Source organism: Paenilisteria portnoyi, from assembly GCF_014322795.1.
Lineage (GTDB): Bacteria > Bacillota > Bacilli > Lactobacillales > Listeriaceae > Listeria_A > Listeria_A portnoyi.
Window position 1 is genome coordinate 1 of sequence record NZ_JAASTT010000003.1, and the last position, 14,522, is coordinate 14,522.

General features: G+C 33.0%; 11 protein-coding genes. All 11 read left to right on the forward strand.

The window, feature by feature from the left end; translation table 11 throughout:
- A partial coding sequence (locus tag HCJ66_RS02775) for an IS3 family transposase (RefSeq protein ID WP_187131788.1) occupies nt 1-341 on the forward strand: 341 nt, incomplete at its 5' end.
- A 441-nt stretch (nt 342-782) separates the two neighbouring features.
- Nucleotides 783-980 carry a plantaricin C family lantibiotic gene (locus HCJ66_RS02780; RefSeq protein ID WP_222717392.1) on the forward strand — a complete coding sequence of 66 codons (198 nt, stop codon included), beginning with the start codon at nt 783-785 and terminating at the stop codon, nt 978-980.
- Nucleotides 981-1,008: 28 nt separating this feature from the next.
- Nucleotides 1,009-1,197: a class II lanthipeptide, LchA2/BrtA2 family gene (locus HCJ66_RS02785; protein WP_187131789.1), complete on the forward strand. Its 189-nt coding sequence runs from the start codon at nt 1,009-1,011 to the stop codon at nt 1,195-1,197.
- 17 nt (nt 1,198-1,214) lie between these two features.
- Nucleotides 1,215-4,136 (forward strand): type 2 lanthipeptide synthetase LanM, encoded by a 2,922-nt coding sequence (gene lanM, locus HCJ66_RS02790; RefSeq protein ID WP_187131790.1) that lies wholly within the window; start codon nt 1,215-1,217, stop codon nt 4,134-4,136.
- A gap of 2 nt (nt 4,137-4,138) precedes the next feature.
- Complete coding sequence (locus tag HCJ66_RS02795; RefSeq protein WP_187131791.1) at nt 4,139-6,310, forward strand: peptidase domain-containing ABC transporter; 2,172 nt, start codon at nt 4,139-4,141, stop codon at nt 6,308-6,310.
- Complete coding sequence (gene lanM / locus HCJ66_RS02800; RefSeq protein WP_187131792.1) at nt 6,291-9,026, forward strand: type 2 lanthipeptide synthetase LanM; 2,736 nt, start codon at nt 6,291-6,293, stop codon at nt 9,024-9,026. Before HCJ66_RS02795 ends, lanM (HCJ66_RS02800) begins: the two co-directional genes overlap by 20 nt.
- Nucleotides 9,027-9,037: 11 nt before the next feature.
- Nucleotides 9,038-10,141: a zinc-binding alcohol dehydrogenase family protein gene (locus tag HCJ66_RS02805; RefSeq protein WP_187131793.1), complete on the forward strand. Its 1,104-nt coding sequence runs from the start codon at nt 9,038-9,040 to the stop codon at nt 10,139-10,141.
- Nucleotides 10,142-10,448: 307 nt separating this feature from the next.
- The gene (locus HCJ66_RS02810) at nt 10,449-10,688 is read left to right on the forward strand and encodes a helix-turn-helix transcriptional regulator (RefSeq protein WP_187131794.1); all 240 of its coding nucleotides are present in this window, start codon (nt 10,449-10,451) and stop codon (nt 10,686-10,688) included.
- Nucleotides 10,689-11,022: 334 nt separating this feature from the next.
- Entirely contained in the window at nt 11,023-11,886 is an 864-nt protein-coding gene (locus HCJ66_RS16300; RefSeq protein WP_187131795.1) for an ATP-binding cassette domain-containing protein, read from the forward strand.
- Nucleotides 11,876-12,601 carry an ABC transporter permease gene (locus tag HCJ66_RS02820; RefSeq protein ID WP_187131796.1) on the forward strand — a complete coding sequence of 242 codons (726 nt, stop codon included), beginning with the start codon at nt 11,876-11,878 and terminating at the stop codon, nt 12,599-12,601. The genes HCJ66_RS16300 and HCJ66_RS02820 overlap by 11 nt, the downstream gene beginning before the upstream one ends.
- Before the next feature lie 561 nt (nt 12,602-13,162).
- Nucleotides 13,163-14,431 carry a group II intron reverse transcriptase/maturase gene (gene ltrA / locus HCJ66_RS02825; RefSeq protein WP_187131797.1) on the forward strand — a complete coding sequence of 423 codons (1,269 nt, stop codon included), beginning with the start codon at nt 13,163-13,165 and terminating at the stop codon, nt 14,429-14,431.
- The last annotated feature ends 91 nt before the right edge of the window (nt 14,432-14,522 follow it).

Below are 14,522 nucleotides of genomic sequence, written 5' to 3' on the forward strand. Positions count from 1 at the left end.
CCATTAAATTAGCCAAGAAGCGAAATCCCAAAGTAAAGCCCGTGATTCATAGTGATCGAGGTTTTCAATACACGAGCAATGCCTATAGAGACCTCAAAAATAAATTTGGGTTTAAGGTAAGCATGTCACGTGTTGCCAAATGTTTAGACAACCAACCGATAGAAAATTTTTGGGGCATACTGAAAGCAGAATATTATTATCTTCATTCCTTTGTATCCGAAAAGGAGTTAATCCGAGGGATTCATAATTATATCAATTTTTACCAACACGAACGTATTATCGCCAAATTTAATAGCCTTACTCCGAGTGAATATCGAAATAAGGCCATCAATGAAGCGTAGTCGAACAGATAAATATGGTATTTTTGTTCCAAGTCATATTATTTCTTTTTGTTTTTTAGCCTGTCTACTTGACAGGGAGCAGTTCATATTCCAAGGTTGTGAGCTGTAGTATTTCTTTGTTTTTCCTATTATTCCCAGGGTAAAATGGACTCTTTTGTTTAATAATATGTTAAAATTGTGAATTTTCCTTTTTGTGGTTGCAAAAAGGAAACCAAAGTATTATTGAGATAACATATATGGAAATAAAACCTAGAATAAAAATTCCCCGGTATTATTAGGTAACAATAGAGAGGTAATAGTAATGAAAGCGTTATTATATTTCGTAGGAGCTCTATCGGGGATATGATTAAATCAGTAGCTTTTCACTCAATTATAAAATAATGCTTGTGCAAACAGGAGTTTTTTAGTAATTGAGTAATAATATATAAGGGGGTGAATACCTTGAAAAATAATATCGAAGCTAAACAAATAGAAAAAAATCTGGTTGAAATCGACTGGATGAAGGAAGTATTGGATCAAGAGTTTGATGACGATATCTTTGGTGCTTGCACTACTAATACATTCTCTTTAAGCGATTATTGGGGGAATAATGGTGGGTGGTGTACTGCAACACATGAGTGTATGAGTTGGTGTAAATGATCTTAGATTAAGAAAGGTGGATAAGTCTATGTTTAATGATAAGAACTTAGAATCAGAAGTAGAACTAGAACTTGGTAAATACCTTGAATCTGATATGATTTCAATGACAGATGATGAGGTTGTAGGTGGGATTACACCAACAATTATTATAACGGTTGTAACTGGGTACATCTCAACTAATACATGCCCTACAACATCCTGTACAAGAGCTTGTTAATAAAGGAGTAGAGAATTATGTTTATCTACAGCAAAAATTTGTATCCAGAGCTTGAAAAGTCTGACTTTGAAGAACACATTATGCCTCTTAGTGAAGATTTAAGTAAGCTCTCAATAGATGATGAAATACCCAAAATATTATTTTCTAAAATATTGATGCAAGAAGAGTATCCGTATCAAAATATATGCATGAATATCTCTCAGGGGAAATTTAATCATTTTTGGGATAATGATATAGATAAGCAATTTCTTGATCCTGATTTGTTCAAGAAAACTATCTGTGAGATATTTTCACAGATAGTTTTCTCATATCTAATTCGATCATTTGCTGAAGACATTAAGAGTTTTAATAAAATGAACCTACCCAAAGATGAAGTATATTCTTCATATATAGATTATTTGCAAAAAGATGATATGAGAGAATTTTCCTCTAAGTATAAAGTTGGGTGGGTTAGAATCCATAATGTATTAAAAAATAGAATACTGGCATTGATGAAATCTGTAAACTTAATTAAAAAATATAGATATGATATTCACAAAAAATTTCATATCTCGCAATCTAGTAAAATAAAAATGATTGAGTCTGGTGGAGATACCCATAACAAAGGATATTCAGTTTTCATTATTACCTTTGAGAATAATGAAAAAATTATTTTTAAGCCACGTTCTGTATCAGGTGAGTTAAACTATTCTCGATTTATAAAAAAAATCAATGAATTTATATCTCCCCAAATGCCACATTTAGATGTTTTAGACTATGATAACTGCGGATTCACAAATTTTGGGGAATCAATAAATGCTAAAAATGATATGTATAGTGCTGGAATGATGGCTTGTTTGATGTATTTACTAGATGCTTCAGATATGCACTATAGTAATATTTTGTGGACTGTTGAGGGCCCTCTACCGGTTGATTTAGAGACGTTGTTTCAACCGAGTAGAATTAGAATGGGAATAGATGAATCAGAAAATAGTGCCTATACGGCTATTGAAAAGTCTGTTTATGGAACGGGCGTCTTACCTATTTCAATTGGGAAGAAATCAGTAAAACAAACAGTAGATGTTGGTTTTACGGGTATTAGAGATGAATTTAGTGTGAGTCCGTTTAAAAATTTTACAGTTATCAATGGTTTTTCACCTGATATAAAGATTGTGTGGGAAGTACAGCCAGTTGATAGATCGCTCTCTAATGATAAACAGTTAGAAAAAAAGATATTTAAAGATAGTGATAAAATAATCAGAGGATTTTCCTTTCTGTACCTGAAAATTCTAGATAATAAAGAGTTATTCAGAAGAACAGTCTTAGATATCTTTGAAAATACCCAGATACGCTATTTGCATAATATGACCTACAGATATGAGCAATCACTTAGAGTTTTGACTGACGCCTATCCGTCTAAAAATCTTTCCATCGCACAAGCTCTTTTGTCGCGCAACGGAATTTTAAGTATGACAAGTGACAATAGTATTGTTATATCAGAATGCAAGCAACTTTGGGATGGAGATATCCCATATTTTACGGTGAAGTTTAATGAGGCCGACGTATATCATAATCATGAAATAATATCTAGACTGCGAAGAAGTCCAAAATCTCAATTCTTGTCTAAGGTTAATAATTTGTCTGGTGAAGACTTAGATAGACAAATTAAGCTTATAAGATTAGCGTTTGTAGCAAAACTTTCAGATCCTCATGCAGATGGCAAGGCAGATTATTATGAAGAATATTCGGATGACATTAGAGAGAAGAAAAATATGTATTTAGATGCTAGCCGTACTCAATCAATTACAAAAGTTTTAGACTACTTCACAAAAAATCTTGTTTGTACAGTATTAGATGATAGATATAAGCATCTTCCTAAGACTTGGCTTGGACCAGTGGCACGATTTGAAGGAGAAGGTTGGACACCTGGTGTTTTGGGGTATGATTTATACAGTGGAAGAACAGGTATTGCCTTAGCCTTATTAGCATCATCAAAAGTATTGTCGAACGATGAGGCTTATAATATTGGATTTGATATTTTTGATAAATCTGCCGATATTTTAGAAGGAAAAAGCTTCGAACTTAGAAATTTAATGATGTCTGGCATAGGAGCGTATACAGGTGTCACTGGTTTTTTGTGGTCGCTTTTCAAAGCAGGTTGCCTAATAGAAAATATGCGATGGAAGAGAACGGCTATTGCATCTATGAAACTGTTAGATAGTTATTTAGAAGATATAGATTCCAATTACTTTGATATGATTTCAGGTAAGAGTGGTGCTATCATAATGAAATTAGAAATGGATCAAAATTACTATCTAGATGAAATATTCCTTCAAAAATTAATAGAAAATGCGTATATGAAAATTAATTCTAACGATGAAAATTTGACTTCTGGATTAGCTCATGGTCTTGGGCAAGTTATTTTGTTTTTTGCTAAGGTACAACAGAGACAACCTAATGACTCGGTAAAGAAAATTATATCGGATACTGTAAGCATAATGAAAGAAAAATATACTGATAGTAATAATGTTATAAATATTTATTGTGGTCTGGAAAATCAAATTTCTTCGACTTGGTGCAATGGTTTAAGTGGGATACTACTTGCTTACTATGAAGCTTACAAAGCAAATTGTATATCAAAGGTGGAAGTTGAAAAAATTATAAAGCAATTGAGAGGTACCCCTATCTCGAAAATACCTATTTTATGCCATGGCAGCTTAGGAATTATAGAAGTTCTTAACTATATAAAAATTGACTTCGAGGAGGTTGTGATTGCTATGATAAAAGAGTTAGAGGAAACATTCTGTTCACCTGAATATATCTACCAATATTTTGAAAATAGTAAGGGGAGATATCCATTGAGCCCAGGTATAATGTCTGGTCAAGCAGGTGGAATCTTATATCTTAGTGGAATATTAAATTCTAATCTTAATATTTCCCCTGTTGTTATTGGTAAGTAAATATGAGTATGTTCAAAGGGAAGAAACAACTTAAACCTACTTTACAGTTAGCTCAAACTGAATGTGGACTTTGCTGTAGCAGAACAATATTAGATTACTTCGGCTATGAAATTTCATTGACGGAATTAAGACAATTTGAAGAACCTGGAAGAGATGGTCTCAGCTTTAAAAAAATCAAATATTTGTTGGAGAAATTTAAGCTAGAAGCGAATATTTATAAGGTGAAAAATTCTAAAGTTTTTGATACTTTGTCATCTCCAGTCATTGCATTTTGGAAAGGTTATCACTTTATTTGTATTGAATCATTTACTGAAAATCATGTAATAATAATGGATCCTTCTATTGGAAGGATTAAAGTTTCAAAAGATGAGTTCTTCAGAGATTTTAGTTACTATATTTTAATACCGTCGTTGTCTGTAAATTTCAATAAAAGAAGTAAAAGTAAAACCGAAAAATGGCGAAAAAAATATATTTGGCCCCAAAATATGCTATCTACCTATCTGTTATTACTTTGTATAAGCATTATTATGGTTGCAATCACTCTTTCTATTCCAATATTCACAGAATATCTTGTTGATTACAGAATTAATAGTGAAAAAAATCTTTTGTTTCTTTTATCTATACTAATAGGGAGTGCTATACTATTAATTATACTTACATATTTACGTACTCTTCTTTCAATAAAATTAATTTATAGATTTAGCAAACATCTGGTGAATGGAGCGTTTAAAAGCCTGCTTTCTCTACCGGCAAAGTATTTCACGGTTCGTGCTCCAGGAGAAATAATATTCAGATTAAATTCACTTACAAGAATTCAAGATGTTTTGGGAACAACTATAGTGCAAACTTTTCTTGATTTGATTAGCGGTGTATCAATTTTAATCTATATCTTTTTCATATCTCCAATCATAGGAACTGTAACAACTACTTTATCTCTATTAACTTTAGTATTTCTAATAGCGACTCAACGTTTAATTAAGAATTTAACTGATAGAGAGCTTCACGAAGGTACTCATGCCCAAAGTATACAGTTAGATGCTGTAATGTCAATTAATAATGTAAAGTTAGGGGGCTATATTCAATCATATATAAATGATTGGGAGAGCAGCTATAATAAGTTTCTTAACGCAATGACTTATCGTGTAAAAATACAGAAAGGATTAGTTGGTTCAATTTTATCAGGAGTCCAGATGTTTGCCCCATTAATAATATTAGTGGTGAGTTTATATTTGGTACATCTTAAGGAACTGACGTTAGGTCAAGCTGTTGCAGCTCAATCCATAGTTTCTTTGCTATTTGTATATATAAATTCAATTTTTTCTACCTACGCTGAAGTTCAAGTTGCTAGTCGTTATATAGAGCTTGCCGAAGACATATTTGATTATCCCGCTGAAAATATGAACGGTGATTTTTCTTGTCTATCATCGGGGAATGTAAAAACTAATAATTTGTCTTATAGTTATGCTTCCGATAAAGTCTATGCTGTTAAAAATATTGATGTAGAAATTAGTGACGGAGAGACTATTGCATTAGTTGGTGGTTCTGGTTCTGGGAAAACAACACTTGGGAAATTGCTCTGTAGTTTATTTCATCCAAGTACTGGCACTTTGTTATATGATTCTATCAATTTTGATTTGTACAACTTAAACGATTTAAGAAAATACATCGGTTATATACCCCAAGAAGCAAATTTGCATAACCGTACTATTATAGAAAATCTAAAACTTGGTAACGAATTAAATGAAGATTCCATAATTCAATTTTGCGGCTCACTACCATTTTTAGATTTTATTCATGAATTACCTATGAAATATAATACCGTGATATCAGAAATGGGAGCAAATTTATCTGGTGGACAGAGGCAACGTATACACATAGCTAAGATTTTACTTCAAAACCCAAAAATCTTAATTATGGATGAAGCAACTTCATCTTTAGATAATATATCTCAGCTATTAGTATATGAGGAACTCTCAAAACTTAAGTGTACAAAAGTAATAATAGCGCATAGATTAGCTACTATACTAAATGCAGATCGAATCTTTGTCATGAGTAAGGGAGAGATAATACAGACTGGTACTCATGAGGAGCTTATTAGCGAAAATGGGCTATATCAGCAGTTATTTGATGCCGAAATTAAAAGGGGGACTAGTAATGGAAATAGCCTCAAATAAATTATTGTGTTCTATAAAACAATACTACTCACAAGAACTATCAGATACATTGCAAAAGATAGATAGATTGTGTATGGAACATAGAGAAATTTCTAATGTTAGTATTTCATTAGAAAAATGTTTAGATTCGCTCTTAGAAACCTCTGTGTGGAGACTATGTCACAAAACCTTTGTATATGAGTTCCATGAGTACAGAAAATCTGTATCTATCCCTGCCAACCCTTTGTCTTCTAAGGCATTTAATCAGTTTGTCCAATTAATTGATAAACATACTTTAGAGGTATGGTTTAACAAATATAAAGTATTAAAAGATATACTCACTAAGACAATTAAAAATATTTGTTTTTTTATGTATGAAGTGTGTCAAAATTTCTTCAAGGATTTAGATACACTATCATCTGAAGGTTTTATTAGTGATTGTTCAAAATTACAATCAGTTACTCACTTAGATTCTGATCCTCACAATGGAGCGAAAGTGATGCTTTGCTTTGAGTTTCAGGATGATAATAAAGTACTATACAAACCTAGATCTGTAGATGTTGATATAGTCATTGATAAGATATTCAAAAAAATCTTAAGGTTTAGTGAGCTAAATAATTACACTCCCGTACCTAAAACATTGCCTAAAAAGGGATATGGATGGCAAAAGTGTATTGAACGACATCCAGTAGAACATGGTGAAATAAACAATGCGTTTTATAATCTCGGATTGACTTCTGCTTTATTTAGTTGCATAGGTACAACTGACTTACATGATGAAAATATCCTATTCAATGCCGCTAATCCATACTTCATAGATCTTGAAACAAGCCTGCAGCCATCAGCCAGTGTCGATAGCACAAATTTAGCAAATGAACTAAGTGAGGTACTGTCACATTCAATAGTAGGTACGTCTATAATTCCAGCCAAAATGATGAGTATGCCCAAAAGTTTATTGATAGGAGCTATTAACACGCCATTTAGTCAAGAGACAACAGAAATGATTTTTAGTATGAAAAATTATGGTACTGATGCAGTCGATATAGCTAAAGAGAAAAAAGAAATTAAGCGTTTAACTATACCTCTCACCTTACATGGTGGAAAGGCTCCAAACCCTCTATCTTATCAAAGAGATTTTTTAAACGGGTACTCAGTAGCATACAAAAAAGTTATATCTAAAAAAGAAGAAATATTATCCTTTATAATAGGATTGAATTTCCCATTAAGAATTGTTTTAAGGCCAACCGTACAGTATTTCCTTATGTTAGATGCATGCTTGTTCCCTGAAAATTTAACTAATTATGTTAGGTTAAACAAAATATTATCATATATGAAACCCTCGAGACTTCCTAAGGAGGAAGTAACTTCAGATATTTTAATAGAAGAGATGAATATATTGAAAAATGGTGATATTCCAAGCTTTTATATTAATGTAGATGAGACTAAAATAGAAGCTGGCAAGTTTATATCTCAACAGGCTTTCGAACTTTCTCCTATAGATAATCTAAAAAGAAGACTTCGAAATATCTCTGAATTCACTTTATTAATGGATAAACGACTAATCGCTGAGGGGTTTTCAGAAATTAGAGAACATATATCTAATGTATCGGGGGTGAAAAAAATTCATAATTCTCCTTTGTTCATGGAGACTTTAGAAGAGATGACTATAGATAATCCTAGACCTCTAATCAATCTATTGCTTAGGCTTTCGATTTCAACCAATGAGACAGACGCGAGTACTGGTTGGATTGGGGGAATCTACGGTAATATCCCTTTTTCATATCAGTCTACTAGCCTTTGTAGCTTTCATGATGTGGGCGGAATTGTTTTTTTACTAGATCATCTGGTAAAATTCCAACCATGCCACCAAGAAAAAAAACTTCTCGATAGTACTAAGAAAGGTCTTATAGAATTAGAAGAAAAATATTTTTCAAAAAATGTAGGCCATAGTCAATCTATAATATCTGGGCGGGAATCTATTGAATATCTTCTGAATTTCAAATCAGATAGTATAAATGAGTTAGAAAAAGTCATTTTAGACATGTCTGAAACGACTCTTTTGGGGGATGTGTTTCTGGGGGTTTTAGGAATTGGTTTAGTTTATTCCTCTTTTGAAAAAACTTCTTTTATCGCCTTAGAATTAGTAAGTACAAAAATTAAATCCAAGGATTATACGTTCGAAGAAAAGGGTATCGCTCATGGAGAGTTAGGAGCGATATGGACTAAATTTAGGTTGTCCTTCAAATTAAATGAACTTGAGAAGTGCAAACAGTACTTTTATGAAGTACAAGACATCAAATTGAGTCATTCCGGATGGTGTAATGGATATGCTGGATTACTAATGGTATTAGCTGAAATGTCGAAAAAGTTATCTATAGATATCGATTTAGGCCCATATATTGAAGAGGCTATTAAATTACCTGAAAAAGATGCAATTGATTTATCAGTATGTCACGGAGCGTCCGGCGTATTACAGAGCTTGCTATACGTTTATAATCTATTTGATGATTCCGACTTATTATTGTTAGCAAACCAATATTGGGGAGCTGTACTAAAAAAAGCTAAAAAAAATGAATTTTATACTGGAGAACATAGTCGAGATTATATATTAGGATATTTTTTGGGGTGGGGAGGTATAGCAGATTCTTCATTGTTACTAAAAATGTGTAATCAAAAAAAAGAAGTCTGGTTTCCGCTAAATCTTAGCTCATTTAGCTATCAGAACGAAATTCACTAGGAGATGAAATTATGAAGACCGTAGTAGCAATAAATCCTCGCCATGAACAAGCCCAAAAAATACCATCACTAGGAGGTTTGAGTTTTGGAGATACAATAATAGAGTTTGGAGTTATTCAAGTAAGTGAACCAACGTTTAATATAGAAGATGAGGCAAATAATGATTTTGTGCTTTTGAAGGTTAAATCTTTTAGTTGTAATTACAGAGACAAGGCTCTTCTTCTTGAAAATTATATTTCTTTACAAAAATATAATAGAGCATTTCTTCCGTTTGGATCAGAGTTTTGTGCTGAAGTTATAAAGGTAGGTAAGTATGTTCATGAGTTTAATTTTGGAGATGTTGTAATGGCTGATAATTCATACCCACACAGCGGCGAATCTGGTGTAAAGCCTGGTGTTGCAACCAATTTTTCCTCTCTCGGTTGGTTAAGGCTTCATAAAAAGAAAATAATTAAAAAACCTGCCAGTTTGACAAATTCAGAAGCTGCAGCATTTTCGTTAGGTGCTCAAACTGCTACTGGTATGATCAATAAATCTGAGATACTAAAAAATGGTGGGACCCCACTTGTATTAAGTTCGAGATCAAATACGTCACTATTTATCATTCAACAACTACTATCCCACGATATTATACCGATATGTCTGACCACTTCCAATTGGACTCAAGAAGATAAGCAACGGATTTATCCATGTAAAATATTAAATTTAACGGAGGTCTTAGAGGGAGTCGAAATGGTAAAAGAAGATATAACACATGTGTTTGACCCTTTTTGCGATATGAACATGGAATATGGTTTGTACTTACTAGGATACTCAGGGGTGTATATCACATGCGGACTTAGAGATCAACATCCTAAAATGACTTCAGAAAGTTCAGATGATATTTTATCATCAATTAGAGGTTCATTATCCATGATAATAATGAAAAATATCATAATGAAAGGGAATTGTTTAGGGAGTCATCAGGATTTGGTAGATGCGATTCGTATACAAAATACTTCCGACAAAGGTTTAATACTGGATAAGGTTTATAGTCTTAATCAATCTATTGAATTTATCAAATCATCATTCTTTGATGCAACAAGATTTGGTAAATCAGTTATAGAGACAGATTAAGCATAACTATACTTATACTTTAACAAAGTTTTCTTTACTTTTTTCTTGTATAAGGTTAATATAATAGTATGATTAATTTTATAAAAAATTAGGAGTGATTACCATAACGACTTTTAAGTGGTTAATTTTATTTTTCATCGCTATCGTCATAGGATCATTTGTTGATCAAATTCTTGAAAATATTATGGATAAAGTATGGATTGCAAGAATAATAGGTGGTATTGTGGCAGTTATCTCAGGTCTCACTGTATATAAATTCATACAAAAATAAATAGGTCATTTAAAGAGAAGGGTAGAAGATGGATATATGAAGAAAGATAAAGATGGTTCTATTTCAAATAAAGTTTATGAATATCGTGTTTTAGCTAAAATGTCTCAAAAAGATTTAGCGGATCAAATAGGTGTTTCTAAACAAACTATATTTATCATGGAAAAAGGAAATTATACTCCTTCGCTCTTATTAGCTTTTAGAATAGCTGATTTTTTTGAAACAGATATCACTAATATTTTCACTTATATAAAAAGGACTGATGATAATGATTTATAGTAGTTTATACAACTGGGTTGAGAGCTCAAATAGCAATTGGAATGCGCTTCTATTGTTTGGCCTTTTTATATTGGCATTCAGTGTGATACTTATTTTATATTATCAGAAAAAAATTGGTAAATCAGACGAGAGAACAGCCGTTATATACTTAAGAAGTCTTTTTGCCATATTAATTAGTCTCACGATATTAGATATAGTATTGCCTAAAGGGGATATGTGGGAAATTATATATATATATAAATATGGACTCTCATTTGGGGTATGTGGTGTGTACCTCTCAATACAATATCACAAAGGCATTTAGAATTTTTACAATTAGGAGGAATAAAATCTAGTGGAAATTAAATCCATAACGAAAAAATATAAGGATAGTATAGCGTTAAATGATTGTAGTTTTAATTTTAATAGAGGAGAAATTATTGGATTAATAGGTAAAAATGGTGCAGGGAAAAGTACTATTATGAAAGTAGTTACACAAAACATTCAGGTATACAAAGGCACGATTGAAAATAATAACAACATAGGTTACCTAATAGAAGAGCCTAAACTATATAATAATAAAACAGGTGTTGAAAACCTTAATTACTTTTCAAAGATATATGGCAGTAAGTTCGAAATGAGAACGTATGAAAAATTTTTTAAAAAAATTGGTATGTACGACGTTCTTAGGAGAAAAGTAAAAGTTTATTCACTGGGTATGCGTCAAAAATTGGGTATAATTATCAGTTTAATAAATAATCCTGAATTCATAGTTTTAGACGAGCCTACAAATGGTATGGATATTGAAACATCATATGAACTGTTATTTGAACTGAAAAATTTAGCAAATGCACAAAATATAGGAATTTTAATATCAAGCCACAATTTAGAAGACATAGAACAAATATGCGATCGTTTTATATTCATTGCTGATGGCAAGGTAGTCTCTGATCAACTTTCAGAATCTGATAATAATAATTTAATACATCTTGAATTTCATACAGAAAAAGAAAAATATCTATTTGAAAGAGAACAAAATCTGGGGGAAATTACATTCTCTGAAAATAATAGTCTACGGTTACTATCCACTGCAAATACTTCGGAAATATTTAATTTATTGAATAGTCTAGGGATTACATTAAAGGACTTTTCTACGGAAAGGAATTCTCTTCGTAATATTTACATGAATAAGCTAGGGGGAGCGAAAGATGGAGTTTAATATTAAAAATTATGTAAAGTTAAATTTTTTAGAAAGTCTAAAAAAGGGATATCTTTTAATAGGGCTCATTATCGCTTTGACTCCGGCCATTATCATTTGCTATTCTATTCTAAAATTAGGTACTCCCTTCTATATAAAGCATGTGTCCAATTTTTATTGTATGCTAGGCATGTTAGTAGCTGTCATACATCCGTTATACTTTATAAGCAGAGATTATAATTCTAAAACTATACTACTAGTTAATAATACTCGGAAAAATCGTGAGAAATATGTTATAGCTAATCTAATACTTACGACTATATATATAGTAATTTATATTATTATAGGAATTGCATTGTTGCTCATTGCAAGTCAAATGGGGATCCCAGGTGATTTGGATGTATTTTTTTTAAGTGACTTTGCTATCAATATTTTTTTACTAGTGTTAACATATTATTTATGCAGTTATGTACTTATTATTTACGGCTTGAAAAGTGGAGCGGTATACCTTATATTAACAGCAATGCTTCTATTTATACCTAATTTTTTAGCTAATATTATAGAGGGCGTTACTGATAAGTCGTTGAGGTTCATAATTGAAAATTTCCCTGGGTATTATTATCCAGTAATGGTTGCGTCTAATTCTCTTACAGCGATGCAATATGTTATAAGCAGCGTATTATTATTACTCCTCTTGATGTTAGTATTTAAAAAGAGCAAATATATAGAAATTTAAAATCCTGTTGATATGTTCAATGATAATTTAAGATATCAAAACACGTCTGAAAAAGGCGTGTTTTTTGTTTGCCCAGCATGGGCAAACTCTAACGGGTGAAAGTCCCGAGTGCGACCGAGTAGTGGTAAGCACCTAGCCAACAGCAAGGGTGTCCATGGTGACGTGGAATCTGAAGGAAGCTCGAGGCAAATCTCTGGTCCGACGAACAGAAATCACATAGAAGGCGCCATGTAAGGATAAGGCTGCAAGAGAAGCCAAAGTCCAATAACTACTAGGAACATTGCATGGTGTAAATGTGGCGGATAGATGGAGAGAAAGAGTTTGCATCTTAACTGGGGAGGTCTCACGACTCTGTCCCAAAAGCTTATAGCGATATAAGTCTGGATTGTGAGAAGTCAGCAGAAACCATAGTAGTGAAGACATCTTCCGAAAGGAAGAAAGAGCGAAGGGTGGAACAATTTTATCGTTAGGATATTCAAGATTGGAAAATAGCAAAAGACCACTGCAATCGATGCAGGAAAGTGGATACTAATTTCACGAGAAAAGGAAGGAATAACAGACATGTATGAACCAACATTGCTTTCGCAAATAGTAAATCCAGATAATTTAAATCAGGCTTACAAACAAGTCATGAAAAACAAAGGAGCTGCGGGTGTAGATGATATGCCTATTACCGCCTTAAAAGCGCACTTAAGTCTCCACAAGGACATGCTTATTCATCAGATACAGCAAAGAGAATACAAGCCACGACCAGTCAAACGCGTGGAGATTCCCAAAGCAAACGGAGGCGTACGGTTGTTGGGGATACCAACGGTCACAGACCGCTTTATCCAACAAGCGATTGCGCAAGTTCTGACACCTATCTTCGATAAGCAGTTTCATGAAAATAGTTACGGATTTCGTCCTAAGCGTTATGCAGAAATGGCTATCCTCCAATCGCTGGAGAACATGAATGATGGGTATGAATGGCTCGTTGACATTGATTTAGAGCGTTTCTTTGATACCGTGCATCATGACAGACTCATGAACATTGTCGCGAGAACGGTCAAAGATGGGGATGTTATATCACTTGTGAGAAAGTTCCTAGTAAGTGGCGTCATGATACAGGATGAGTACCAAGAAACGATTATTGGCACTCCACAAGGAGGAAATCTATCTCCGCTACTTAGCAATGTAATGCTGAATGAGCTAGACAAAGAACTAGCAAGTCGAGATTTACGTTTTGTAAGGTATACAGATGACTGTATTATTTTTGTGAAAAGTGATATGGCTGCCCGACGAGTCATGCGTTCCGTAAGCAAATTTATTGAGGAAACATTAGGGCTTATTGTCAATGTGACGAAGAGTAAAGTCAGAAAGCCAGAAGATGAAGAAACGAAGTTTCTAGGATTTGGATTTTACTATGATTGGCAAGACCGTTTATACAAAGCAAGGCCACATAAATTGTCTTTACAGGAATTGAAATTTAAACTGAAACGTCTTACTAGGAGAGCTTGGGGAATATCAACAAAGCATCGAGTAGCCAAAATTAATTCTCTTCTTCGTGGCTGGGTGAACTATTTCAGAATCGGAAAGATGCAGAAACGTTTAAAACAGTTAGATGCAAATATACGCATGGGTTTAAGAATATGTATACGGAAACAGTGGAAGGCACCTAGGAACAGGCGGAAAAATTTAATGCTTGGACTGAGTCATTACGAAGCTTACAAATACAGCTACACCAGCAAATCCTACGATAGAGTGGCTTATTCGTGGATATTAACAACTCAACGACTCGCTAAATTTGTTCTATTATCCGTAACGGAGCATTATAGCAACATACATGTCTAGTATAAAATTGAACCGCCGTATACGGATCGTACGTACGGTGGGTGTGAGAGGTCGGAGCTCCTCCTACTCGATTTGAAAAACGTTTGATTTT